Here is a 25,131-nt window from a genome sequence, read left to right on the forward strand (position 1 = left end):
TCGATGTCCCAGACGGGTCCCTGAATACTTTTCCATTGCGCAATAGAACAGGCCCCCGGCACGAATGCCGGGGGCCTGTAATGGCCACGTCCGTGTGGCCTTCGCATGAACTCTAAAGCAACGGCAAACGTATGTCTCAGCCCGCTTGCCGTGCCTTCTCCCGGTCCAGGCGAGAAGCCTTGAGTCTTACTCGGATTTCAGGCCGTCAGCCGAAACGTCTCTGACGCCTTTGATTTTTTTGGTGATCGCCACGGCGGTGTCTTTTTGCGCGTCGGTCAGGACGGTAGTCGACGACAGCGACACTACGCCTTTATTGGTTTCTACCTTGATATCGGAACCTGGGATGCCCTTTTCAGTGACCAGATCGGCTTTGACCTTGGTGGTGATCCAGGTATCAGAAACGTCTTCCTTGGCTTCTGCCACTTCACCAGCAGCCAGCATCATCGGAGCCTGAGTTGCTTGAGTGGTCTCGGCGAAAGCGCTAGCCATGGTCAGAGTCAGGGCGGTGGCAGCTGCGGCAGTGATAGCGAACTTCTTCATACGAGTAACTCCTGTTTTTCTCAAAAACTGCCGGAGGTGTTTCCCGGCAGGGTTGTCAGGAGTAGTGCGAAGGCTGTGCCAGTTTTCGCCCATGAATTAATTCGTTTTAAATCAATTAGTTAAGCGAAACGGTGATTTTCACAATCATGCAAAATGCATGGCTTGCTGATTTGGGACATGCAAGTTGCGGGTTTTCGGCGCTTGCTAAGCTTATGAATTATTAAGGTTTTCCGTGGCAAGGGGAAAGCGCCCTCGCCACATGCTCAACCAGACCCGAAATCAGGGTGCAGCGGCACCCGTGCAACCGGCGGGCAAGAATTCCTGGACTGCGGTCGAGGTGCACGCCCAAGCGCCGGTAGCTGAACGAGAAAGAGTGATCGTCTTACCTGCTACGGCAGCAGGGGCGTTCGCGAGCGTACAAACGATGGTGCCTGCTCCCGCTGCTGCTGTACCGGTGATCGTAATGGTGCAATTACTGGTAGGAGACGTAATGCTCATATTAGCCACCGATGGATCGGTACCTTGATTCATAGCGTCTTCATAGGGCACCTTCAGCGCCGAAATTTCCGCCAGCCCCGCCGTAGCCTTCGCCCGCGCTTGATACTTGGAATACTGCGGCAACGCAAACGTCGCCAGGATGCCGATGATCGCCACAACGATCAGCAACTCAATCAAGGTAAAACCGTTTTGCTTATTCATAGAGAATCTCCAAAGCATGAGGTGGAATCTCATGACCTGAAGAGACCATTGCATGGCATGTGCCAAGCCTGACGCGCCCGCAGGCAAGGGACTTCACTGCGCACCGGTCCCGTGTCCTACCCCAACAACCGCACTATCTGACGTTTTTTGTCACCCCGCCCCGCTGGTTTGGTCTGGATGCTTGACTAGGCTATAAGTCATGAACCGTCCGCGTCCGGGATTCCCATGAATGACATCGCCTTAAGCGGTCTGGCCAAGCAATTGGTGCTGGCCGAACTGATCACCGAGCAAAGTGCGCAGCAAGCGTACCAACAGGCCCAAAGCAGCCGCATGCCCCTGGTCAGTTACCTGGTGCAGAACAAACTGGTCCAGAGCCGCCAAGTGGCGGAAATTGCCTCGGAGCATTTCGGCGTGGCCCTGCTGGACCTCAACAGCCTGGACAAGGAAACCCAACCCACCGGCCTTGTCAGCGAAAAACTGGTGCGCCAGCATCACGCCCTGCCGCTGTGGCGGCGTGGCAACAAGCTGTTCGTGGGCATCTCCGACCCCACCAATCACCAGGCCATCAATGACATTCAGTTCAGCACCGGCCTGACCACTGAAGCCATCCTGGTGGAGGACGACAAGCTCAGCGATGCCATCGAAAAGTTTTTCGAATCCACCAGCACCGGCCTGGAAGGCATGGGCGATGTCGACCTCGACGGCCTGAACATCGAGTCGATCGATGATCACAAGCAGGACTCCATCGCTGGCCAGGACACCGACGACGCGCCGGTGGTGCGGTTCGTCAACAAGATGCTGCTGGACGCAATCAAGGGCGGCTCCTCCGACCTGCACTTTGAACCCTATGAAAAAATCTACCGGGTGCGGGTGCGTACCGACGGCATACTGCGGGAAGTGGCCCGCCCGCCGATCCAGCTGGGCACCCGCATCGCCGCGCGCCTGAAGGTCATGGCCAGCCTCGATATTTCCGAGCGGCGCAAACCCCAGGACGGGCGCCTGAAAATGCGCCTGTCGCAAAACAAATCCATCGATTTCCGGGTCAACACACTGCCGACGCTCTGGGGTGAAAAAGTGGTGATCCGGATCCTCGACCCCTCCAGCGCGCAGATGGGTATCGATGCCCTGGGCTACGAGCCGGACCAGAAAGAGCTGTACATGGCGGCGCTCAAACAACCACAAGGGTTGATCCTGGTGACCGGGCCCACCGGCTCTGGCAAAACCGTGTCGCTCTATACCGGGCTGAATATCCTCAACACCGTGGACATCAATATTTCCACCGCTGAGGACCCCGTGGAGATCAACATGGAAGGCATTAACCAGGTCAATGTGAATCCACGCCAGGGCCTGGATTTTGCCCAGGCCCTGCGCTCGTTTCTGCGCCAGGACCCGGACGTGATCATGGTGGGCGAGATCCGCGACCTGGAAACGGCCGAAATCGCCATCAAGGCCGCCCAGACCGGACATATGGTGCTCTCCACCCTGCACACCAACAGCGCCGCCGAAACCCTGATCCGTCTGCACAACATGGGCATTCCCGGTTTCAACATCGCCACCGCGGTCCACCTGATCATCGCCCAGCGACTGGCGCGCAAACTGTGCCCCCATTGCAAAAGGGCCATCGAGATTCCCGAGGAAACCCTGTTCAAGGAAGGCTTCCCCCGGGAACGCATCGGCTCGTTCACGATCTATGAGCCGGTCGGTTGCGAACAATGCAACAACGGCTACAAGGGGCGCGTAGGGGTTTACGAAGTGGTCAGGAATACGCCCGAGCTGCAACGGCTGATCATGGCTGAGGGCAATTCGCTGGAAATCGACCTGCAAATGCGCAAGGACGGCTTCAATGACTTGCGCGCGTCGGGACTGCTCAAAGTGATGCAAGGCATCACCAGTCTCGAAGAAATCAACCGGGTCACCAAGGATTGAACATGGCGGTCAAGGCACTAAAAACCGACATTTATACGTGGGAAGGCAAAGACCGCAAAGGCACGAAAATGACCGGCGAACTGACCGGCCAGAGCCCGGCCCTGGTCAAGGCTCAGTTGCGCAAACAGGGCATCAACCCAGGCAAGGTACGCAAGAAATCCACCTCGATATTCAGCAAGGGCAAGCGCATCAAGCCATTGGACATCGCCCTGTTCACTCGTCAGATGGCAACCATGCTCAAGGCTGGCGTGCCCTTGTTGCAGGCGTTCGACATCATCGGCGAAGGCTTCGACAACGCCAATATGCGCAAGCTGGTGGACGAGGTGAAACAGGAAGTCGCCGCCGGCAACAGCTTCGCCGCGTCGTTGCGCAAATGCCCGCAATACTTCGACGAGCTGTATTGCAATCTGGTGGACGCCGGTGAACAGGCTGGCGCCCTGGATACGCTGCTGGAGCGCGTCGCGACCTACAAGGAAAAAAGCGAAGCGCTCAAGGCCAAGATCAAGAAGGCCATGACCTACCCGGCCGCCGTAGTGCTCGTCGCCGCCGTGGTCACGGGTATTCTGCTGGTCAAGGTGGTGCCACAGTTCGAATCGGTGTTCTCCGGGTTCGGCGCCCAACTGCCGGCGTTCACGGTGATGGTCATCGGCCTGTCGGAATTCATGCAGCAGTGGTGGTGGATACTGCTAGGCGGCGCGGTGGCTGCGTTCTTCGGTGTCAAACACGCACTCAAGCGCTCCCAGGGCTTGCGTGACTGGCGCGATAAATGGCTGCTTAAACTGCCGCTGATCGGCACCCTGATGTACAAATCCGCCGTGGCCCGCTATGCCCGGACCCTTTCCACGACTTTCGCAGCCGGCGTACCGCTGGTGGAAGCCCTGGACTCGGTATCAGGCGCCACCGGCAACGTGGTGTTCAAACGCGCGGTACAACGCATCCGGCAGGATGTCTCGACCGGTATGCAGTTGAATTTTTCCATGCGTGCTTCAGGCATATTCCCGAACATGGCAATCCAGATGACCGCCATTGGCGAGGAGTCCGGCGCGCTGGACGACATGCTCGACAAAGTGGCGAGCTTTTATGAAGCCGAGGTGGACAATCTGGTGGACAACCTCACCAGCCTGATGGAACCCTTCATCATGGTGGTCCTGGGGGTGGTCGTCGGCGGCCTGGTGGTTGCCATGTACCTGCCCATCTTTCAACTCGGCTCTGCGATCTGACATGCCCCTGACTGAGTTTTTCGCGCTTTATCCCCTGGCCTTCGTGCTCGCCGCGTTATTGCTCGGACTGATCATCGGCAGTTTCCTCAACGTCCTGGTGTGGCGCCTGCCCAAGATGCTCTCGCGCGAATGGCGGCTGCAAGCCCATGACTTGCTGGGCCTGCCCGCCGAAGCCCCTGGCCCGGTCTACAACCTGATGCTGCCGCATTCCCAGTGCCCGCACTGCGGCCACCGCATCCGGGCCTGGGAAAATATTCCGCTGCTCAGCTACCTGGCGTTGCGCGGTCGTTGCTCCAGTTGTGCCGCGCCCATCGGCCGGCGTTATCCCTTGACGGAGCTGGCCTGCGGCATCCTGTCGGCGTTCGTCGCCTGGCATTTCGGCTTTGGCTGGCAGGCCGCAATGGTGATGGTGCTCAGTTGGGGCCTGCTGGGCATGAGCCTGATTGATGCCGAGCACCAATTGTTGCCCGATACCCTGGTGCTGCCGTTGTTGTGGCTGGGCTTGATCGTCAACAGCTTCGGGTTGTTCGTCTCCTTGAACCAGGCGATGTGGGGCGCCGTGGCCGGCTATCTGGCGCTGTGGTCGGTGTTCTGGGTGTTCAAATTGATCACTGGCAAGGAAGGCATGGGCTACGGGGATTTCAAGCTGTTGGCGATGCTGGGCGCCTGGGGCGGCTGGCAGATCCTGCCACTGACGTTGCTGTTGTCATCGCTGGTGGGCGCCGTTATCGGGGTCATTGTGCTGCGCCTGCGTGATGCACCGACATCGACGCAAATCCCCTTTGGGCCCTATCTGGCCATTGCCGGCTGGATTGCCTTGCTCTGGGGTGGTCAAATAACCGACTTCTATTGGCAGTCTGTCGGTTCCTAATGTCGACTTTAATGAATAGCTCCGCAGAAAAACCCTGGATTCTTGGCCTGACTGGCGGTATCGGCAGCGGCAAAAGCGCGGCGGCCCAGCACTTTATCGACCTGGGCGTGCACGTCATCGACGCCGATCACGCGGCGCGCTGGGTGGTCGAGCCCGGACGCCCGGCGCTGGCTAAAATCGCCGAACATTTTGGCCCCGGGGTATTGCAGGCCGACGGCACACTGGACCGAGCGGTGCTGCGCCAACTGATTTTCGACAATGCCGAGCAACGCCGCTGGCTCGAGGCGCTCCTGCATCCGTTGATCGCCGAGGAAATCGCTCATCATCTGGCCCAGGCACAATCGCCCTATGCGATTCTGGTGTCGCCGCTGTTGATCGAGTCGGGACAGTACGCCATGACCCAGCGGATCCTGGTGATCGATGTGCCGGAACAACTACAGATCGAACGCACCTTGCAACGCGACAAGACCAGCGAGCAACAGGTCCAGGCGATCCTCAAGGCCCAGTCCAGCCGTCAGGATCGCTTGAGGCATGCCGACGACGTGGTGGTCAATGACCGCGACCTCGCCTGGCTGCACAGCGAGGTTGAGCGTCTGCATCATTTTTACCTTACTTTGCGTGGAGGCCAGTCATGAGCCAAACCCCAACCGTTGATTGCCCAACCTGTGGCGCCCCCGTGGAATGGAGCCTGGAAAATACCTTCCGGCCCTTCTGCTCCGACCGCTGCAAACTGATCGACTTGGGCGCCTGGGCGTCGGAAGAACACAAGATCCCGGTCAGCCCCGATGCCGAGGACGACCTGTTCAGCGAAGATTTCGAGCCTCGCCATTAAGGCCACATCGCTCACTCAGAAGCGGTCTGAATCATTGTGGCGAGGGGATTTATCCCCTCGCCACAGAGTCATCGTTTTCCTGGTGGGCAGCATTCACCCACTAAGGCCGCATGAAACCGTAGTCCTGTTCATCGTCGAGGTTTTCCGCGAGAAAACTCAACTCATCGGCCAGGTCTTCGGGGCTGCGCACTGTCTTGCTCTGTTGCACGATCGCACTGAGCAAAGCGCGCAGACTAAGGCCCGGGTCAAAGCCGATCTCCACCGCCGCATCATGGCTGCGCCTGATCTCTTGTCTCGCCCACTCATAAACACTCATGGTTGTGCTCCTGGAAGTTTTCCAGAGCATGAAGCGCGCCCGGCTGGTCAGCCTTGATGTGAATCAAGGCTTGTCGTCATCCTTCCAGGGAGCCGACAGATAGCGCGTACGGTTGAAGGTCTCCAGCCATTCGGGGCTGAACACCACCAACGCGCTGACCACCATGCCGTTGATAAACGCCTCGGGAAAGATGATCAGCCAGAGGTAGCCGATGAAATCTTCCAGCCAGTAAGGCATGGCGAACACCCCGTCGTACCACAGCAGACCAAGCCCCACCAGCAGGCACAACAACGCCGAAAGCGCGGCGGCGAGAAATCCCGAACAGAAGATATACACAAACAGATTGCGCGGCTGGGCGCGCTCCACCAGGATCGCGCAGCACTCGGTGACCAACACCGGCAGCAAAATCAGCAGCGCACCGTTGATACCCACCGCCGCCATGTCCTGGCGCCCCAGCAGCACCAGGGCTAGCTGGGCACAAAGGCCGCCGAGAATCGCCAGTGGCCAGTCCAGTAGCAGTGTCACGGCAGTCATGCCGATGAAGTGATACGAGACGCCGGTATCGAAATCCCGTCGCACCAGCCACAACATGAACAGGGCCAGGACCGTGCCGAACAGCAAGTGCTGACGACGGCTGTCGGTGAACAGCTCCACCCACGGCGCCCGCGCTACGGCCCAGACCAGCACCGGCACATAAATCAGCCAGCCGGCCGTCAGCGTCTGCGGGGACAGCAGTTCGGCACCGATCATGGCGCTACTCCTCTGGCTTGCCCTTGTATCAAAGACTCCATGATCACCTCAGGACTCAAGCCGGCAGTCTACACCTCCCCCTAACCGCCCATAAATCAATGCAACACTTTCAGCTTGTTGCAATTGAACGCTAAGCTTGGGCTCATGGATGATTCCGATTATTTACGCCTGCTGACCATCGCGGCCGAGCAAGCCAACGCCTTTCTCTCCAATGCCCGCAAATGGGAGCGCGAGCGTTGGGTCTGCCAGCGTCTGCTGCAAGGGCTGAACGTGCCCTATCGCGCCGACGAGTTTGCCCCCGCAGGAGAACCGCCGGACGTATTGTTTCGCGATGCTAACTTCGAAGTGTTTTTTGTCCTCGACGAAGGCCGTCGCCTCAATGACGAATGGCGCGACGAGCTGCAACGCCGCCGTAGCGCTTTCTCCCTGAGCCAACTGGTGCGCCGCGAAGCCAAGCCCCGACGCATCCCGGCCAATGAGTTCCTGATGCGGCTGGCCCCGACCCTGCGCAAGAAAGCCCACAACTACACCGAACGCGGCATGGACCTGGGGGAGCTGGACATCATCGCCTTCGCCAGCCTCAAGCGTGAAGTGCTGGACCTCAACAGCCATTTCCCGCCGCCGACCGAGTACCTGCGCCAGGGTTGGCGTTCGCTATCGTTGGTAGGGCCGACGTTTGCCCGGGTGCTGTTCGCCCATCCCGATGCGCCGGATTTCCTGCGTAGCAATCTGGGGCGCAGCATCGTGTTCGATGTCGGGATCAGCCTGTGAGCCCACTGCAAGAACTGATTGCCGCTGTGCCCCAGCAAGGCCGCGTACGCTGGATAGGCGTGCGACCCCAGGGCCATGCGCCCATGATTGAACTGGACGCCGTGGAGGCACGCCTGGAGGCCGGCCTGACGGGCGACCATGCCCGTCCCGGCGCGCGCAATGCCCGTCAAGTCACCTTGATTCAGTGGGAACACCTGGCCGTGATCGGTTCGCTGATGGGCCGACCGACGGATCAGCCGGTGCTGGCGCAAGAGCTGCGACGCAACCTTGTGATCAGCGGCATCAATCTGTTCAGCCTCAAGGGCCGCCGCTTTCGCATCGGCCAGGCCATTTTCGAAACCACCGGCTGGTGCCAGCCGTGCGCACGACTGGAACGCAACCTCGGCGAAGGGACGTTCCAGGCCGTGCGCGGCCATGGCGGAATCACCGCACGGGTGTTAAAAAGTGGAATCATTCGCCTGGACGACAGCTTGAGTGTCGAACCTGTTCCGGCAAGCGGCTACGCTGCTTTCAATGCCGGATAGCCAGACGCTGTAGCGTCTATACCTTTCGCAACGTCTACCTGCCGAGGCCTTTATGACCAGCCGCCTGAACCCGGAAGACCAGAAGCATGTCGAAGAGTACCTGCAACTGTCCCAGCACCGAGTCGAGCGCCGGCCTTTCCGGCCGTGGATGCTCCTGGTGGTGGTACTGGCCATCACCATCGGCCTGGGCCTGTTGAGCCGAATGATCAGTTACCTGACGCTATGAGTTGCGTGGCACTCGCTCGGGTAACGGCACCGATTTCCTTTAGCCTTGCGAGATATCCCCATGACTCATCGTATTGTCATCGTTGGCGGCGGCGCCGGCGGTCTGGAGTTGGCTACCCGTCTGGGTAAGACTCTGGGCAAGCGCGGCACGGCCAGTGTGATGCTGGTCGACGCGAACCTGACCCATATCTGGAAACCGCTGTTGCATGAAGTGGCTGCCGGCTCCCTGAACTCCTCCGAAGACGAACTCAACTATGTCGCCCAGGCCAAATGGAACCACTTCCAGTTCCAGCTCGGGCGCATGAGTGGCCTGGATCGCGAGCGCAAGAGCATCCAGCTGGCCGCCACCTATGATGAGGCGGGCCTGGAGCTATTGCCGGCCCGGGAGCTGGGTTACGACACGCTGGTGATTGCCGTTGGCAGCACCACCAATGACTTCGGCACCGAAGGTGCGGCGCAACATTGCCTGTTCCTCGACACGCGCAAACAGGCCGAGCGTTTCCATCAGCAATTGCTCAACCATTACCTGCGTGCCCATGCCGGACAAACCGACGTGGTCGAGCGCATCAGCGTCGCCATCGTCGGCGCCGGAGCGACGGGGGTTGAACTGGCGGCCGAGCTGCACAATGCCGCTCATGAGCTGGCAGCCTATGGCCTGGACCGGATCAAACCGGAGAACATGCACATCACCCTGATCGAAGCCGGGCCGCGGGTCCTGCCGGCATTGCCAGAGCGCATCGGCGGACCTGTGCATAAAACCCTGGAGAAACTGGGGGTCGATGTCATGACCAACGCCGCCGTTGGCCAGGTGACAGCCGACAGCCTGATCACCGTCGATGGCAAGGTCATCGACGCGAGCCTGAAAGTCTGGGCCGCCGGGATTCGCGCCCCGGACTTCCTCAAGGAAATCGACGGTCTGGAGACCAATCGCATCAACCAGTTGCAAGTGCTGCCGACCCTGCAAACTACCCGTGACGAGAACATCTTCGCCTTCGGCGACTGCGCCGCCTGCCCGCAACCGGGCACCGACCGCAACGTCCCACCCCGCGCCCAGGCAGCGCACCAGCAGGCGTCGCTGCTGGCAAAATCCCTCAAGCTGAGGATCGAAGGCAAGGCGCTGCCGCATTATAAATACACCGATTACGGCTCGCTGATCTCGCTGTCGCGCTTCTCGGCGGTGGGCAACCTGATGGGCAACCTCACCGGCAGTGTGATGCTCGAAGGCTGGCTGGCGCGGATGTTCTATGTATCGTTGTATCGCATGCACCAGATGGCGCTGTACGGCATGTTCCGCACGGCGATGCTAATGCTGGGCAGCAAGATCGGACGCGGGACTGAGCCTCGGCTTAAGTTGCACTGAGGATAAAAAACGAAGCGTCAACCGCTTGTGGTGGCGCTGAGCTTTAGAGTTGCATCGCCTGTCCCATCGTCTTCGCGAGCAAGCCCGCTCCCACAGGAGATCGAGTACTTCATGGGTACGCGATCAACTGTGGGAGCGAGCCTGCTCGCGAAGACGGCAGTGCAGTCAATATTTATCTAAACGATAAAACTCGATCTGCGTAGCCACCGATCAAACCTGAAACCGCTGCACCATCGTGCGCAGCGAATTCGCCAGCTGCGACAACTCATGGCTGGACGCGCTGGTCTGGCCCGCGCCGGAAGCCGAGCGCACCGACAAATCGCGAATGTTCACCAGGTTGCGATCCACCTCACGGGCGACCTGCGCCTGCTCCTCTGCGGCGCTGGCGATCACCAGGTTGCGTTCGTGGATTTCATTGACCGACGCCGTGATGGTCTGCAACGCGTCCCCCGCCCGCTCGGCCATGGCCAGGGTACTGGCGGCACGACTGGAGCTGGCCTGCATGGAGTCGAGTGCCTGGGTGGCACCGCTGCGCATGCCCTGGACCATTTTGCTCGATTTCCTGGGTCGATTGCTGCGTGCGATAAGCCAACGCCCGCACTTCATCTGCCCACCACCGCAAACCCACGTCCGCTTTCACCCGCCCGGGCCGCTTCAATGGCCGCGTTGAGGGCTAGCAGGTTGGTCTGCTCGGCGATGGCCCGAATCACGTCCAGCACCTTGCCGATATCCTGCGACTGGTTGGCCAAAGATTGCACCAAGCCGCCGGTCACTTGCACATCGCTGGCCAGGGCGCCGATGGCATCGACCGTGTCGCTGACCCGCTGCTGCCCAAGGGATGCCGACTCACTGGACTGACGCGTGGCATCGGAGGTGGAAACCGCATTGCGCGCCACCTCCTCCACGGCAGTGGTCATTTCGGTGACGGCGGTGGCCGCCTGTTCAATTTCGTTGTTCTGTTGTTGCAGGCTGTGGCTGCTGTCGAGCGTGACGGCGTTCAGCTCATCGGCCGCGGTGGCCAGTTGCGCGGCCGAACCGCTGATGCCCTGCAACGTCTCACGCAGATTCTGCTGCATGGCCGCCAACGCTTTGAGCAAGCGGCTCACTTCGTCGTTGCCATGGGTCTCGATGGGCCGAGTCAGGTCACCCCGAGCGACGTTCTCCGCAGCGTTCAGCGCCTCCCCCAAGGGTTTGACAATACTGCGCGTGAGCAGCATGGCCAGGGCCACCGTGGCCAGGGCGGCGAGCACAACGAACAGGCTGACGATCATGCGGGAATTGGCGTAGTGCGCCTGGGACTTCTGGCTCTCGATGGACACTTGCTTAGAGAACAACACCGCCAGATCGTTGAGCTGCTTGCCGGAACCGTCCACAACGGTCTTCATGTCCACCAGCAGCAGCTTGATCAGCTCGTCCCGACGCCCCTGCTCCGCCAGGGTGAAGGATTGCGCGATACCGGTACGGTAAGCGGCGAAGGTTTGCTTGAACTGCTCGTAGAGGGCCCTGCCTTCAGGCGTCACGACGAGCTTTTCGTAGGCCGCGATTTTTTCGCTCAGTTCCTTGTCGCGCGTGTCCATTTGCCCACGGTACATCGGGATGTTCTTCGGGTCTTGGTCCAGGGCCATGCGCAGGGAAATGGTGCGGATCCGCAGCATCCACTCGCGGATCTCGCCCCCCTCGCGAATGCTGGGCAGCCATTGGGTTTCCACTGCAACTTCACTGTCACGAATACTCGACATCTGCCCCAGCGCGAACACCCCGAGCAATGCCACCAGCACGGCGATCAAGGCAAAACCCAACGCGGCACGAGGGGCGATATTCAACTGACGAAGAACCATAGGGAATGCCTTTTTTTGTTGGCCTGAAGTGGGGCCAGGCCCCTGTCGGCGTATTATCGGCAGGTTGTACGATGTCTTAAGTCCTATTCACTTTATCGCAGGCAAAAAAAAATCCCCGTATCTTTCGATACGAGGATTTTTAATATGGTCGGGGTAAGGGGATTCGAACTCCTGACATCCTGCTCCCAAAGCAGGCGCGCTACCGGACTGCGCTATACCCCGGTAAAAAAAAGGCGACCTTCGCAAGTCGCCTTCCTCGATCAGCGCTTTTGGCCTCTGATCTTAAGATTCGATTCCAGCGAGCTGGTTTCAAAAATGGTGGGTCGTGTGGGATTCGAACCTACGACCAATTGGTTAAAAGCCAACTGCTCTACCAACTGAGCTAACGACCCAAAAATGGTCGGGGTAAGGGGATTCGAACTCCTGACATCCTGCTCCCAAAGCAGGCGCGCTACCGGACTGCGCTATACCCCGATTGAAATGGCTCCGTGACCAGGACTCGAACCTGGGACCCAATGATTAACAGTCATTTGCTCTACCGACTGAGCTATCACGGAACTGATATTTCAAGTTACTACTATTTGAAGCTACAACATTGAAGCTAGCTTCAACCTCTTTTACCCGTCCGCATCGCTGCGTTCGTGTGTCTGAGGCGCGCTATTCTACAATTTTATAAACCTCTGTCAACCCCTTAAATTGCTTTCAAGACAATGATTTGCAACTTATTTTGGGTTGCTTCTCACAGAGAAGTGGCCCTTGGGGGTGACGTACTGCGGGGCGCACTTTACAAGCCTTTTCCTTTGAGTTCAACGGCCTGATGAAAAAAATGGCCTCGCGCTGCGAGGCCATTCCAATCACCCGATACGTGGGCCTTCAGTTGAAGACGATTTCGTCGTTCTCCACAGTCCCGGTCACGGTTTCGCCCGGCATGAAGCGCCCGGACAGAATCAACTGCGCCAGCGGGTTTTCGATCCAGCGCTGGATTGCACGCTTGAGTGGTCGTGCGCCATAGACCGGGTCATAACCTACCGCGATCAACTTATCCAGTGCCTCGTCACTCAATTGCAGCTTCAGCTCGCGCTCAGTCAGGCGGCTGCGCAGACGTCCCAACTGGATCTCGGTGATGCCAGCGATCTGATCACGGGCCAGCGGCTCGAAAATAACCACTTCGTCCACCCGGTTGATGAACTCCGGCCGGAAGTGGGTGGAGATCGCATCCATCACGGCAGCGCGTTGCGCATCGCGGTCGCCCACCAGCTCCTGGATCTGCGCCGAGCCCAGGTTGGAGGTCATCACGATCACGGTATTGCGAAAGTCCACCGTGCGTCCGTGACTGTCGGTCAGGCGGCCATCCTCCAACACTTGCAGCAAGATGTTGAACACATCCGGGTGGGCCTTCTCCACCTCATCGAGCAGGATCACCGAGTACGGCTTGCGCCGCACAGCCTCGGTCAGGTAACCGCCCTCTTCATAGCCGACATAACCCGGTGGTGCACCGATCAGCCGCGCCACGGAATGTTTCTCCATGAACTCGGACATGTCGATACGCACCATGGCCTCTTCGGTGTCGAAGAGAAACTCGGCCAGCGCCTTGCACAGCTCGGTTTTACCGACACCGGTCGGGCCGAGGAACATGAACGAGCCACTCGGACGATTCGGGTCTGACAGCCCGGCTCGAGACCGGCGCACGGCGTTGGACACTGCCACCACCGCTTCTTCCTGACCGATCACCCGCTGGTGCAGCAGGCTTTCCATCTTCAGCAACTTGTCGCGCTCGCCTTCGAGCATTTTCGACACCGGAATGCCGGTCCACTTGGAAACCACTTCGGCAATTTCTTCTTCGGTGACCTTGCTGCGCAGCAACTGGTTTTCGCTCTTGCCGTGCTGGTCGACCATTTGCAGGCTGCGCTCCAGATCCGGGATCACCCCATACTGCAACTCGGCCATGCGGTTGAGGTCGCCTTTACGGCGGGCCGCTTCCAGTTCCTGGCGGGACTGTTCGATCTTTTGCTGGATCTGCGCCGAGCCCTGGACTTCAGCTTTCTCCGAATTCCAGATTTCCTCGAGATCGGAATACTCGCGCTCATGGCGAACGATTTCTTCCTGCAATTTTTCCAGACGCTTCTTCGCCGCTTCGTCGCTTTCTTTCTTCAAGGCCTGGGATTCGACCTTGAGTTGAATCAGGCGCCGCTCCAGACGATCAAGCACTTCCGGCTTGGAGTCGATTTCCATGCGGATACGGCTGGCGGCTTCGTCGATCAGGTCGATGGCCTTGTCCGGCAACTGGCGGTCAGTGATGTAGCGATGGCTGAGCTTGGCCGCCGCGATGATCGCGCCATCGGTAATCGCTACCTTATGGTGGACCTCATACCGCTCTTTGAGGCCGCGCAGGATGGCGATGGTGTCTTCTTCGCTCGGCTCCTCCACCAGCACTTTCTGGAAACGTCGCTCCAGCGCCGCATCCTTCTCTATGTACTGGCGGTACTCGTTGAGCGTGGTCGCACCGACGCAGTGCAACTCACCACGGGCCAACGCAGGCTTGAGCATGTTGCCGGCGTCCATCGAGCCTTCGCCCTTGCCTGCGCCGACCATGGTGTGCAATTCGTCGATGAACAGAATGATCTGCCCTTCTTGCTTGGACAGCTCATTGAGCAGGGATTTGAGGCGTTCTTCGAACTCGCCGCGGTACTTGGCCCCAGCGATCAGCGAGCCCATGTCCAGGGACAACAGCCGCTTGCCCTTGAGGCCGTCCGGCACTTCGCCATTGATGATGCGCTGGGCCAGGCCTTCGGCGATGGCGGTTTTACCCACGCCTGGCTCACCAATCAGCACCGGGTTGTTTTTGGTCCGGCGTTGCAGCACCTGGATCGTGCGGCGGATTTCGTCGTCACGGCCGATCACCGGGTCGAGCTTGCCTTCCTCGGCGCGCTTGGTCAGGTCGACGGTGTATTTGTCCAGCGCCTGGCGGGACTCCTCATGATTGGCGTCGTTGACCGCCTCGCCACCACGCAGGTTGTTGATGGCATTTTCCAGGGCTTTCTTGCTCACCCCCTGGCCGAGCAGCAGCTTGCCCAGCTTACTGTTCTCGTCCATGGCAGCGAGCAGCACCAGCTCACTGGAGATGAACTGATCGCCCTTTTGCTGGGCCAGACGGTCGGCCTGGTTGAGCAGGCGCGCCAGATCCTGGGACATGTTCACGTCCCCTGTCGGATTCTGGATCTTGGGTAGCTGGTCGAGTTCTTTGGCCAGCTCTTTACGCAGGCTGCTCACGTCAAAGCCCACCTGCATCAGCAGTGGCTTGATGGAGCCGCCCTGCTGCTCGAGCATGGCTTGCATCAAATGCGCCGGTTCAATACCGGGATGGTCCAGGCCGACGGCCAATGACTGGGCATCGGACAGGGCCAATTGCAACTTACTGGTTAAACGGTCAATACGCATGGGTCACCTTCCTTTTGAGCAGGCCGGACCTAAAAAACATCCTGAATGAAGAAACCTGCCAGATACCGCTATAGATGTGGACGATTCTGGAAGATTCAAGCAGTGCGCTATTGATACAGATCAGAGAAGTCTAGCGTTCGAGCCAGATCAGGGAGGCGAAGCGACCGGTACGCGCGTTGCGCCGGTAGGAAAAGAAGCGTGGGTCGGTCACCGTGCACTGGCCGCCCCCGTAGACCGCCGTTACACCGCGCGCCGCCATCCGTTGACGTGCCAGTGCATAAATATCGGCCAGGAACTTGCCGGCATTGTCGCCAGGCACGAAGGCCTCTGCCGCCCGAGGCAGTTGCGCCATGAACGCTTCACGCACTTCCGGCCCCACTTCAAAGGCTTGTGGGCCGATGGCCGGGCCGAGCCAGGCGAGGATTTCGTCGGCCGGGACCTGGAGACTGTCGATAGTAGCCTCCAGCACGCCGTTCGCCAGCCCGCGCCAACCGGCATGGGCTGCCGCGACGCGGGTGCCGGCACGGTTGCAGAACAGCACCGGCAGACAGTCCGCCGTCATCGCCGTGCAGGCGATACCCGGCGTGGCGGTCCAGCTGGCATCGGCGGTGGCCACCCGAGCCGGATCAGCCTCGACCACGGTAATACCGTGGACCTGCTGCAACCAGGCCGGACGGATGGCAAATCGATCGGTGAGGCGGCGACGGTTCTCAGCGACGGCCGTGGGCTCATCGCCCACATGGTCGCCCAGGTTGAGGCTGTCGAACGGCGCCAGGCTGACGCCGCCAGTACGGGTAGTGACGCAGGCCTTTACCCAGGCCGGCGCGGGCCAGTCGGGTATCAGCCAGTCATTCATCCGATGAACGCCTCGCGGTCCTGCTTGAGCAACGTCAGCAGCCAGACGAAGTCATCCGGCAGCGGCGATTCCCAGCTCATGCGCTTGCCGGTGGTCGGATGATCCAGCTCCAGGAAACGCGCGTGCAGCGCCTGGCGCGGGAAGCTTTTCAACGACTCGACCATGGTGATACTCGCGGCCGGCGGAATGCGGAAACGTCCGCCATAGGCCGGGTCGCCCACCAACGGGAAGTTGATGTGAGCCATGTGTACGCGGATCTGGTGGGTACGGCCGGTTTCCAGCTTCACTCGCACATGCGTGTGCGAACGGAAACGCTCCAGCACGCGGTAGTGGCTGACCGCCTGCTTGCCGCCTTCCATCACGGCCATGCGCTGGCGCTGCTGGCCGTGACGGCCGATGGGTGCGTTGATCTTGCCACCGGCGGTGACCACGCCGATCACGATGCATTCATAAATGCGGCTTACGCTGCGACTTTGCAGCTGTGTGACCAGTTGTGTCTGCGCCTGAATGGTCTTGGCCACCACCATCAGACCGGTGGTGTCCTTGTCCAGGCGGTGCACGATGCCGGCGCGGGGCACGTTGACGATGTCCGGCACGTGGTGCAACAAGGCGTTGAGCAGGGTGCCATCGGCATGACCGGCGGCCGGATGCACCACCAGGCCCGCAGGCTTGTTGATCACCAGGATGTCGTCGTCTTCATAGACGATGTCCAGAGCAATGTCTTGGGCGACCCATTCTCCCTGGGCCTCCTGCTCGGCAGTCAGTTCTAGAATGGCGCCGCCATGGACGATGTCGCGCGGGCGGATCACCGCCCCATCCACAGTCAGACGGCCGTCCTTGATCCAGGCGGAAAGGCGCGAGCGCGAATGCTCGGCGAAGAGTTGTGCGGCGACTTGATCGAGGCGTTGGCCGCCCAATTCGGACGGCACCTCTGCGCGAAGTTCTATTTTATCGGACATGCTCGGACTAGGCGTCGGCACAGCCTTTGGTTTCGGCTGCGCGCTTGTGGTTAAATACGGCGTCTTTTGCCCCGAGGCTATTCAACGGGGCGCTCATCATAACAGGACGGCCCCGCCCAAGACAGCGGCCGTCATAGGGACGCAAGCCGCCATGCAAGTGAAACACCTGCTGCTGATCGCCATCCTCGCATTGACTGCTGCTTGCTCGTCGAAGGAAGTCGTAGACGAAAACCTGAGCGAAGTCGAACTGTACCAACAGGCGCAGACCGACCTGGACAACAACAGCTATACCAGCGCCACGGCCAAGCTCAAGGCCCTGGAGTCGCGGTATCCGTTCGGGCGCTATGCCGATCAGGCCCAGCTGGAGCTGATCTACGCCAACTACAAGAACGCCGAGCCGGAAGCTGCGAAATCCGCCGCCGAGCGCTTCATTCGTCTGCACCCGCAGCACCCGAACGTCGATTACGCTTACTACCTCAAGGGCCTGACCTCCTTCGACCAGGACGTCGGCCTGCTGGCGCGCTTCCTGCCGCTGGACATGACCAAGCGTGACCCGGGCGCGGCGCGCGACTCCTACAACGAGTTCGCCCAACTGACCAGCCGTTTCCCCAACAGCCGTTATTCGCCGGACGCCAAGCAGCGCATGATCTACCTGCGCAACCTGCTGGCTGCCTACGAAATCCACGTGGCTGACTACTACCTGACCCGTCAGGCCTACGTCGCCGCCGCCAACCGTGGCCGCTACGTGGTGGAAAACTTCCAGGAAACCCCATCGGTGGGCGACGGCCTGGCGGTGATGACCGAAGCGTACCAGCGCCTGCACCTGGACGATCTGGCCGCCACCAGCCTGGAAACCCTCAAGCTGAACTACCCGGATCACCCGTCCCTGGAGGATGGCCAGTTCACCCCACGGGTTGACGAAGCCGACAACCGTTCATGGCTGAGCAAGGCGACCCTGGGCCTGATCGAATCCCGCCCACCCCTGCCGCCGGGCGAAACCCGCGCCAACCAGGACGTGCAGCGCCAGTTCCAGGATGCCAAGGAAGCCATTCCCAACGAGCTCAAGCCCAAGGACGAAAACGGCGACGTGCTCGAAGAGGAAGAACCTGAGAGCGAATCCAGCGATCGCTCCTGGTTCAGCTACATGACCTTCGGCCTGTTCGACTGAGGCCAGGCGTCAGCCAAAAGGGAGACCCACGGGTCTCCCTTTTTTGTGCCTGGATTTTATAGCGCTGTGCGCCGTTCCTGTCCTTGGCTAAACTGCCTGATCATTAGTCAAAAAGCCGCCCATCATGCTTCGTTTACTATTCTGGATCGCCCTGATTGCCGCCGCGATATGGTTGTGGCGCAAGTTCAAGAGCACCTCTGCCGCACCAAACGCCCCTCGGGAACGGGACGCACCGCCCATGGTCCGTTGCGCCCACTGCGGCGTGCACCTGCCGCGTGACCGGGCATTGGCTCTCGAACAACAGTGGTATTGCAGCCAGGCTCATCTGGAGCAAGGCCCGGGCACTCGTGATCGCTGAGCAGACCCCAAGCCCTCGCGTCAAACAGACGCAGCGCTTGCTGCGTCTTTATCACCTGTACCGCTTAAGCATCGGCATCACCCTGGTGCTGCTGATCTCCAGCAACATGGACAACCGCCTGCTGGAGTTCGCCAACGACGATTGGCTGCGCAGCGGCAGTTGGCTGTACCTGATACTGAATATCCTGCTGGTAGTGTTTCTTGAGAACGCGCGCCGACCTGCCCGGCTGTTCGGCCTGGCACTGACCGACGTGCTGTTGCTGTCGTGGCTGTTCTTCGCCGCTGGTGGCGCCCCCAGCGCCATCGGCAACCTGCTCATTGTCTCGGTGGCCATCGGCAATACGCTGCTGCGAGGCCGAATCGGGTTGTTGATCGCCGCTGTCGCCACGCTTGGCATCGTCGGATCAACCTTGTTCCTCGACCTCAGCGATTCGAGCCGTCCCAGCAGTTACCTGCAAGCCGGCACCCTGGGGGCTTTGTGTTTTGCCGCCGCACTCCTGGTGCAGGGCCTGACCCGACGACTGGAAGCCAGCGAAACCCTGGCCGAACAACGCGCCAGCGAAGTGATCGGCCTCGAAGCGCTCAACGCGCTGATCCTGCAACGCATGCGCACCGGTATCCTGGTGCTCGACCGTCAGCGCCGGGTGCAATTGGCCAATGAAAGCGCGTTGAACCTGCTGGGTATGCACGATCTGGTCGGCCAGCGGCTCGACGACTGCTCCAGCGCCCTGGTCGAACGCCTGCAACTGTGGTTGAACAACCCCAGCCTGCGTCCGCAAAGCCTGACCATCACCGGCACAGGCCTGACCCTGCAACCGAGCTTCATCGCCCTGGGGCATCACGATCAGCACCAGATCCTGGTCTTCCTCGAAGACCAGGCCCAAGTGGCCCAGCACGCCCAGCAGTTGAAACTCGCGTCCCTGGGGCGCCTCACCGCCGGTATCGCCCATGAAATCCGCAACCCGTTGGGGGCAATCAGCCATGCGGCGCAATTGCTGCGCGAGTCCGAGGAACTGAACAGCGCGGATCGGCGTCTGACGCAGATCATCCAGGATCACTCCCAACGAATGAACCGCGTCATTGAAAACGTCCTGCAACTGTCCCGCCGCCAGCAAACCACAGCGCAGCGGCTGGACCTGCGGATCTGGCTAGACCAGTTCGTCCGCCTGGCCCGGGAAAGCGCGGCCGAGCATCAGCAATTGCACCTGAACATCGACCCTGGCGACTACACCACGCTGATGGACCCTGATCAGTTGAACCAGGTGCTCGACAACCTGCTGCGCAACGCCTGGCGACACAGCGCGATGGTCCATGAACAGGCCGAGGTCTGGCTGAAGCTGTTCATCGATCCCCACAGCCAGTTGTCCACGCTGGACATTATCGACAACGGCCCCGGCGTCACGCCGGATCAACAAGCCCATCTGTTCGAACCCTTCTTCACTACCAGCAGCCAGGGCACCGGCCTTGGGCTCTATCTGTCCCGTGAGCTGTGCGAAAGCAACCAGGCCCGCCTAGACTTCAAACCACGCCAAGGCGGCGGCTGCTTTCGCATCACCTTTGCTCACGGACGGAAACAGATTTGACTACACGCTCACGGCAACGAATCCTGATCGTCGATGACGAACCGGACATCCGCGAACTCCTGGACATCACCCTGGGACGGATGAAACTCGACACCCGCAGCGCCCAGAACCTTGCCCAGGCCCAGGCCCTGCTGGCTGAAGAGACCTTTGACCTGTGCCTGACCGACATGCGCCTGCCCGACGGCACCGGCCTGGAGTTGGTGCAACACATCCAGCAACGCTACCCGCAACTGCCCGTGGCAATGATCACCGCCTACGGCAGCCTGGAAACCGCCATCGACGCCCTCAAGGCCGGCGCCTTCGACTTCCTGACCAAACCGGTCGACCTGGGACGGCTGCGGGAGCTGGTCACCAGCGCGTTACGCCTACCGCCGGTCGCCATCCCGGCGGCGTCCATCGAGCGCTGTCTGCTGGGCGACTCCCCGCCGATGCACAACGTCCGCAAACAGATCGAAAAACTCGCTCGCAGTCAGGCGCCGGTCTACATCAGCGGGGAATCGGGTTGCGGCAAGGAGCTGGTCGCCCGGTTGATCCATGAGCAAGGCCCGCGTTCCGGCCAGGGTTTTGTGCCGGTCAACTGTGGGGCGATTCCCAGTGAGCTGATGGAAAGCGAGTTTTTCGGCCATCGAAAAGGCAGCTTCAGCGGCGCCATCGAAGACAAACCCGGACTGTTCCAGGCCGCCCACGGCGGGACCTTGTTCCTTGACGAAGTGGCCGACCTGCCCCTGGCGATGCAAGTCAAATTGCTGCGGGCCATCCAGGAAAAGGCCGTGCGTGCCGTTGGAGGCCAGCAGGAAGAGGTGGTGGATGTACGCGTTCTTTGCGCTACCCACAAAGATCTGGACGCCGAAGTCAGCGCCGGGCGCTTTCGCCAGGATCTGTACTATCGACTCAACGTCATCGAACTGCGTGTCCCGCCCTTGCGTGAACGCCGCGAAGACATCGAACCTCTCGCCACTCATACCCTCCAGCGCCTGGCCGCCAACACCGGCAGTCCTGCGGTCAAGCTCCATCCCCAGGCCCTGGACGCCCTTCGAAACTACCGCTTCCCGGGCAATGTTCGGGAACTGGAAAACATGCTCGAACGCGCTTACACCCTTTGCGAGCACCAGTTGATCGAAGCCCACGACCTGCGCCTGGTTGAAGGCATTAGCACTACCGACGCAGGCAGCCCCGATCTGATGCGGGTCGATAACCTGGAAGACTATCTGGAGGACGTCGAACGCAAACTCATTCTTCAGGCGTTGGAGGAAACCCGCTGGAACCGCACGGCGGCGGCCCAGCGGTTGAAATTGTCGTTTCGGTCGATGCGGTATCGGTTGAAGAAGTTGGGGTTGGACTGAGCGGGCGTCCGGCTCAGCGCAACCAATGGCCGGGCCTACACCACACTGTGTGGCGAGGGGATTTATCCCCGTCGGGCTGCGCAGCAGCCCCAAAAGCAGCAATTTGATCAATCTGATACGGGGGGGTGTCAGGTTGAGGTTTGCTACGCAGCCCAACGGGGATAAATCCCCTCGCCACAAAATAGTGTTCAACCTGACAGCTCTGTTGGTCCGTCTAGCCCTACACCGGCACCTGCTCATCCAATACTCGATTGGCCAGTAATTCACTCAACTCAATCAACTGCTGTACCCCCAAGGCGATATGCCGTCGCGAGCCTTCAAGCTCGAAGGCCAGGTCGCTGACGGTTGCGTTGGCCGAGGCCAGGGTTTCGCTGAGGTTGGCGAGGAGGCATTCGGTGTCGATGCCGTCCACTACGGTGAACAGTTGGGTTGAGGCTGGTTTCTTTTTGGCTTCGGGCTTTGGGCCGAGGTAATAGTCGAGGGCGCGCTGGGCGGCTTCATCGAGTTTTTGGTGATCAGGATCGACGGGGGGTGACGAGGGATCGGTTTCGGGGGGATTGGGTGTAATTTTGTACATAGGGTGACGCTCCGTTTACTGGTTGGAGCTGCCACGTTCGTTTCCAAGCGAGGGGGTGGCAGCCGTACGCAGGTTGGAAAACCGGGGTAAACGAGCCCGGCAGACCCGAAGGTCTCCCGCGCACAGCCGCCATAACGAAGCGAGGTCAAAAGCGAGCGCAAGCATACGTTATGAAGGGCGCTTTCGCGCTGTTTACTTATCGGGTTTCCAAGCCCGGCCGCTGAATTGGCAGCGACGAAAAAAGATTAACGAGAACGCTTCCCACCCGGCAACCGCCAGAACTCGTCGGAAAATTCGGCTCGAATTAGGGGCTTTGTCCGACCATTCCCACAAAGCCTGATCGGCCGTGAGGACGGTGTGTATATCCGTTTCTGCGGTAACGGCTGCTTAGGGTTCCGCCCTTACGGCGGCTCACTTTTGAAAAGCGCAAAAGTAAGCAAAACGCTTCTGCCCCACCACTCGGCACCTCGCTTAGGCTCGGTGTGCCCTCACTCCGGCATTGCTCCGTGGGCCCGCCGCGAAGGGCCATCCATGGCCCAGCGCGGCTATCCCGGCATCCATGCCGGGATGCCCACTCCACAATGCCTGCGTTCGGCCAGCGTGGTTAACGGGGCGCCGAGATCAACGTCCTCCGCGAGGCGGCCTGACAGCCGGCCTGGTTTTGGGCGAACGCGTTTCTCCTGTGGGAGCGAGCCTGCTCGCGATAACGGTGGCTCTGTTTGCATCAATACTGAATGTGCCGCCTTCGCGGGCAAGCCCGCACAATAGAATTGAAGTACACCCGCAAGAAACAGGCCGGCTATCAGGCCGTCTCGCGAGCAAGCTTTGCTCCCACAGGTCCAGCCCAAACAGGTCTAATTGGTGTACACCGCCCGCAAGAGCCAGGCCGGCTATCAGGCCGCCTCGCGAGCAAGCTTTGCTCCCACAGATTCGCTCACAGGTCCGATGGGTGTACACCCGCAAGAAACAGGCCGGCTGTCAGGCCGCCTCGCTTTTGATTTTGATCTGGGGCGCCCCGTTAACCACGCTGGCCGAACGCAGGTATTGTGGAGTGGGCACCTCGGCATGGATGCCGAGGTAGCCGCGCTGGGCCATGGATGGCCCTTCGCGGCGGGCCCACGGAGCAATGCCTTCGTTCGGGCATGCCGAGCCTAGGCGAGGCACCGAGTGGTGGGGCAAAGCGCTTTTGGTTACTTTTGGCGCTCTTCCAAAAGTGACCCGCTGTAAGAGCGGAACCGCCAGCTGCCATTACCGCAGAAACGGATATGTACCCAGCCAACAAAACCCTGGCCGGCTGTCAGGCCGCCATCGCGAGCAGGCTCGCTCCCACAGTTGGATCCGGGTACAACCATGAGAGACAGGCCGGCTATCAGGCCGCCTCGTCACCCAGCTCAACCCCAAGCCAGAGCCGAACCCTACAACCGCCCCGCCGGCGCATACGGCGCAGGATCAATCACCGGCTCACGCCCCAACATCACATCAACAAACAACCGACACGAGGCCGGCGCCAGCACCAGTCCATTACGATAATGCCCACAGTTCAACCACAGCCCCGAAAACCCCGGCACTTCACCAATATAGGGAATGCCCTCCGGCGATCCAGGCCGCAACCCGGTCCAATGCCCCACCACCTCGGCGTCCGCCAACGCAGGAATCAGCTGCTGCGCCGACGCCTTCAGGCTCTCGAGCGCAACATTGGTCGGGGTCTTGTCGAAGCCTTCGCGCTCCAGCGTACTGCCCACCAGAATATGCCCGTCGCGACGCGGAATCGCATAACGGCCCTTGGCCAGGACCATGCTCGATAGAAAATCCGACGCACACTTGTACAAAATCATCTGGCCCTTGACCGGCTCGACCGGCAATTTCAGCCCCAGAGTCTTGAGCAGTTCACCGCTCCAGGCGCCTGCCGCCAGAACCACCTGATCGCCAAGGATCGGCCCCTCGGAGCTGTTAACCCCCACGACACGCCCGCCGTCGCGGATGAACCCGCCGACCTCGCATTGCTCATGAAGCGTGACATTGGGTAGCGCCAGCAACGCAGCCTTGAGGGATTTCACCAACCGGGGATTGCGCACATTAGCTACATCAGCCATGTAGATCGCCCGGGAGTAACCCGCGCCCAGCACCGGCACCGCATCACGGACAGCCGAGATTTCCACAGCCCGCAACGGGCGCCCTTCCCGCTCGGCCCAGGCCAGTGCTTCGGCCTGATCGTCCAGGTCCAGCCAATACAGACCGGTGACATGCACCTGCGGATCAACCCCGGTGGCCGCAAACAGACGCTGAGCCAGCTGTGGATAAAAATCCTGCGACCAGTGGGCCAGCGCGGTGACCGCCGGGCTATAGCGCCAGGGGTACAGCGGCGAAACAATACCGCCGCCGGCCCAGGACGATTCCTGGCCGACACTGGAACGGTCCAGCAGCACCACACGCTGCCCTTCGGACGCGAGATTGAACGCCGTCAGCAGGCCGATGACTCCGCCGCCGACAATCACCACTTGCTGTTGCCTGGTCATGTTCTATTTCAACTCACAAGACAAAGGGCGCAGGACAGCGCCCGAAAAAATAAACTCAGCGACCCCAGCAATCCTTGGCGGTCAACCCGGCAGCAGCGTTGATGATGCTTCGCGCGCCTGTGTTGTTGATGGTGAAATCACCGCACTTGTCGGTTGCCATGGACGAGCCACTGTTGCGCACGGCAGTCAGGGTGAAACTCTGGTCCATGAGCGTCTGGGTAATGGTGTAGAAATCATTACCGCTGCTCAGCCCGGTCGCGTTGGTGTAGACATTGTTCTTGGAGTAATGGCGCTCAAGGATCTGCGCCTGCTCCGATAGCAGCCCGGCGATTTCGGCCCGTCGGCCCTTTTTCATGTATTCGGTCAGGCTCGGATAGCCGACGGTGATCACGATACCGATGATCGCGATCACGATCATGATTTCGATCAAGGTGAAACCCCGGTTGGATCTGCGCATACCTT

The 25,131-nt window shown here is 60.2% G+C and carries 24 protein-coding genes, 4 tRNA genes and 1 pseudogene; 13 read left to right on the plus strand and 16 right to left on the minus strand.

Going from position 1 to position 25,131, the window contains the following annotated elements; all coding sequences use genetic code 11:
* Positions 1–186 precede the first annotated feature (186 nt).
* Positions 187–540 carry a BON domain-containing protein gene (locus PSH57_RS24450; RefSeq protein WP_305385930.1) on the minus strand — a complete coding sequence of 118 codons (354 nt, stop codon included), beginning with the start codon at positions 538–540 and terminating at the stop codon, positions 187–189.
* A 279-nt stretch (positions 541–819) separates the two neighbouring features.
* A complete protein-coding gene (locus PSH57_RS24455) occupies positions 820–1,239 on the minus strand; it encodes a pilin (protein ID WP_305385931.1) in 420 nt (139 codons plus the stop codon).
* Between the two features lie 225 nt (positions 1,240–1,464).
* Between PSH57_RS24455 and pilB the strand changes: the two genes are divergently transcribed.
* Genes pilB through yacG form a run of 5 tightly spaced genes read left to right on the plus strand, consistent with a single transcriptional unit; the run spans position 1,465 to position 6,088 of the window.
* On the plus strand, positions 1,465–3,165 hold the full coding sequence (gene pilB / locus PSH57_RS24460; RefSeq protein ID WP_305385932.1) for a type IV-A pilus assembly ATPase PilB: 1,701 nt from the start codon (positions 1,465–1,467) through the stop codon (positions 3,163–3,165).
* Positions 3,166–3,167: 2 nt separating this feature from the next.
* Positions 3,168–4,385 (plus strand): type II secretion system F family protein, encoded by a 1,218-nt coding sequence (locus PSH57_RS24465; protein ID WP_305385933.1) that lies wholly within the window; start codon positions 3,168–3,170, stop codon positions 4,383–4,385.
* A gap of 1 nt (position 4,386) precedes the next feature.
* Positions 4,387–5,256, plus strand: a complete 870-nt coding sequence (locus PSH57_RS24470; protein ID WP_305416169.1) for a prepilin peptidase — start codon at positions 4,387–4,389, stop codon at positions 5,254–5,256.
* An 11-nt stretch (positions 5,257–5,267) separates the two neighbouring features.
* A complete protein-coding gene (gene coaE / locus PSH57_RS24475; protein WP_305385934.1) occupies positions 5,268–5,891 on the plus strand; it encodes a dephospho-CoA kinase in 624 nt (207 codons plus the stop codon).
* Entirely contained in the window at positions 5,888–6,088 is a 201-nt protein-coding gene (gene yacG, locus PSH57_RS24480) for a DNA gyrase inhibitor YacG (protein ID WP_305385935.1), read from the plus strand. Before coaE ends, yacG begins: the two co-directional genes overlap by 4 nt.
* A gap of 100 nt (positions 6,089–6,188) precedes the next feature.
* Here yacG and PSH57_RS24485 read toward each other — a convergent pair whose 3' ends face one another.
* Together PSH57_RS24485 and PSH57_RS24490 are read right to left on the minus strand one after the other, a co-directional pair.
* Positions 6,189–6,404 carry a hypothetical protein gene (locus tag PSH57_RS24485; RefSeq protein WP_305385936.1) on the minus strand — a complete coding sequence of 72 codons (216 nt, stop codon included), beginning with the start codon at positions 6,402–6,404 and terminating at the stop codon, positions 6,189–6,191.
* A gap of 63 nt (positions 6,405–6,467) precedes the next feature.
* Positions 6,468–7,154 (minus strand): energy-coupling factor ABC transporter permease, encoded by a 687-nt coding sequence (locus tag PSH57_RS24490; protein ID WP_305385937.1) that lies wholly within the window; start codon positions 7,152–7,154, stop codon positions 6,468–6,470.
* A 144-nt stretch (positions 7,155–7,298) separates the two neighbouring features.
* On the opposite strand from PSH57_RS24490, the gene PSH57_RS24495 reads away from it, so the two are divergent.
* Genes PSH57_RS24495 through PSH57_RS24510 form a run of 4 tightly spaced genes read left to right on the plus strand, consistent with a single transcriptional unit; the run spans position 7,299 to position 10,034 of the window.
* Positions 7,299–7,925, plus strand: a complete 627-nt coding sequence (locus PSH57_RS24495) for a DUF1780 domain-containing protein (protein WP_305385938.1) — start codon at positions 7,299–7,301, stop codon at positions 7,923–7,925.
* Positions 7,922–8,449 (plus strand): MOSC domain-containing protein, encoded by a 528-nt coding sequence (locus PSH57_RS24500; RefSeq protein ID WP_305385939.1) that lies wholly within the window; start codon positions 7,922–7,924, stop codon positions 8,447–8,449. The genes PSH57_RS24495 and PSH57_RS24500 overlap by 4 nt, the downstream gene beginning before the upstream one ends.
* A 52-nt stretch (positions 8,450–8,501) precedes the next feature.
* Entirely contained in the window at positions 8,502–8,675 is a 174-nt protein-coding gene (locus tag PSH57_RS24505) for a DUF3094 domain-containing protein (RefSeq protein WP_214918225.1), read from the plus strand.
* 60 nt (positions 8,676–8,735) lie between these two features.
* Positions 8,736–10,034, plus strand: coding sequence for an NAD(P)/FAD-dependent oxidoreductase (locus tag PSH57_RS24510; RefSeq protein ID WP_305385940.1), 1,299 nt, complete (start codon positions 8,736–8,738; stop codon positions 10,032–10,034).
* Between the two features lie 210 nt (positions 10,035–10,244).
* On the opposite strand, the gene PSH57_RS29465 is transcribed toward PSH57_RS24510, so the two are convergent.
* From PSH57_RS29465 to rluD, 9 genes and pseudogenes are all read right to left on the minus strand, one after another.
* Positions 10,245–10,571 carry a hypothetical protein gene (locus PSH57_RS29465; protein ID WP_479692302.1) on the minus strand — a complete coding sequence of 109 codons (327 nt, stop codon included), beginning with the start codon at positions 10,569–10,571 and terminating at the stop codon, positions 10,245–10,247.
* Between the two features lie 42 nt (positions 10,572–10,613).
* A pseudogene (locus tag PSH57_RS24515) lies at positions 10,614–11,872 on the minus strand (methyl-accepting chemotaxis protein); the annotation flags it as partial.
* A gap of 145 nt (positions 11,873–12,017) precedes the next feature.
* Positions 12,018–12,094, minus strand: a tRNA-Pro gene (locus PSH57_RS24520).
* Positions 12,095–12,188: 94 nt separating this feature from the next.
* Positions 12,189–12,264: transfer RNA gene (locus PSH57_RS24525), tRNA-Lys, on the minus strand.
* Between the two features lie 5 nt (positions 12,265–12,269).
* Positions 12,270–12,346, minus strand: a tRNA-Pro gene (locus PSH57_RS24530).
* A 7-nt stretch (positions 12,347–12,353) separates the two neighbouring features.
* A tRNA-Asn gene (locus PSH57_RS24535) sits at positions 12,354–12,429 on the minus strand.
* 316 nt (positions 12,430–12,745) lie between these two features.
* Positions 12,746–15,310: an ATP-dependent chaperone ClpB gene (gene clpB / locus PSH57_RS24540; protein ID WP_305385942.1), complete on the minus strand. Its 2,565-nt coding sequence runs from the start codon at positions 15,308–15,310 to the stop codon at positions 12,746–12,748.
* 130 nt (positions 15,311–15,440) lie between these two features.
* Positions 15,441–16,166, minus strand: a complete 726-nt coding sequence (gene pgeF / locus PSH57_RS24545; protein WP_305385943.1) for a peptidoglycan editing factor PgeF — start codon at positions 16,164–16,166, stop codon at positions 15,441–15,443.
* Complete coding sequence (rluD, locus tag PSH57_RS24550) at positions 16,163–17,125, minus strand: 23S rRNA pseudouridine(1911/1915/1917) synthase RluD (protein WP_305416171.1); 963 nt, start codon at positions 17,123–17,125, stop codon at positions 16,163–16,165. The genes pgeF and rluD overlap by 4 nt, the downstream gene beginning before the upstream one ends.
* Positions 17,126–17,276: 151 nt before the next feature.
* Between rluD and PSH57_RS24555 the strand changes: the two genes are divergently transcribed.
* The 4 genes from PSH57_RS24555 (at position 17,277) to PSH57_RS24570 (ending at position 21,576) form a co-directional block, all read left to right on the plus strand.
* The gene (locus PSH57_RS24555; RefSeq protein ID WP_047229874.1) at positions 17,277–18,293 is read left to right on the plus strand and encodes an outer membrane protein assembly factor BamD; all 1,017 of its coding nucleotides are present in this window, start codon (positions 17,277–17,279) and stop codon (positions 18,291–18,293) included.
* Positions 18,294–18,417: 124 nt separating this feature from the next.
* A complete protein-coding gene (locus PSH57_RS24560; protein ID WP_256233125.1) occupies positions 18,418–18,651 on the plus strand; it encodes a PP0621 family protein in 234 nt (77 codons plus the stop codon).
* Positions 18,644–20,233, plus strand: a complete 1,590-nt coding sequence (locus tag PSH57_RS24565; RefSeq protein WP_422766114.1) for a two-component system sensor histidine kinase NtrB — start codon at positions 18,644–18,646, stop codon at positions 20,231–20,233. The genes PSH57_RS24560 and PSH57_RS24565 overlap by 8 nt, the downstream gene beginning before the upstream one ends.
* A complete protein-coding gene (locus PSH57_RS24570; protein ID WP_305385945.1) occupies positions 20,230–21,576 on the plus strand; it encodes a sigma-54-dependent transcriptional regulator in 1,347 nt (448 codons plus the stop codon). The genes PSH57_RS24565 and PSH57_RS24570 overlap by 4 nt, the downstream gene beginning before the upstream one ends.
* A 220-nt stretch (positions 21,577–21,796) precedes the next feature.
* On the opposite strand, the gene PSH57_RS24575 is transcribed toward PSH57_RS24570, so the two are convergent.
* From PSH57_RS24575 to PSH57_RS24585, 3 genes are all read right to left on the minus strand, one after another.
* A complete protein-coding gene (locus tag PSH57_RS24575; RefSeq protein WP_305385946.1) occupies positions 21,797–22,153 on the minus strand; it encodes a DUF6124 family protein in 357 nt (118 codons plus the stop codon).
* A 1,415-nt stretch (positions 22,154–23,568) separates the two neighbouring features.
* The gene (gene thiO, locus PSH57_RS24580) at positions 23,569–24,669 is read right to left on the minus strand and encodes a glycine oxidase ThiO (RefSeq protein ID WP_305385947.1); all 1,101 of its coding nucleotides are present in this window, start codon (positions 24,667–24,669) and stop codon (positions 23,569–23,571) included.
* Positions 24,670–24,724: 55 nt separating this feature from the next.
* Positions 24,725–25,126 (minus strand): type IV pilin protein, encoded by a 402-nt coding sequence (locus PSH57_RS24585; RefSeq protein WP_305385948.1) that lies wholly within the window; start codon positions 25,124–25,126, stop codon positions 24,725–24,727.
* Positions 25,127–25,131 lie beyond the last annotated feature (5 nt).

It is taken from the genome of Pseudomonas hefeiensis (assembly GCF_030687835.1).
In the GTDB taxonomy this organism is placed as follows: domain Bacteria; phylum Pseudomonadota; class Gammaproteobacteria; order Pseudomonadales; family Pseudomonadaceae; genus Aquipseudomonas; species Aquipseudomonas hefeiensis.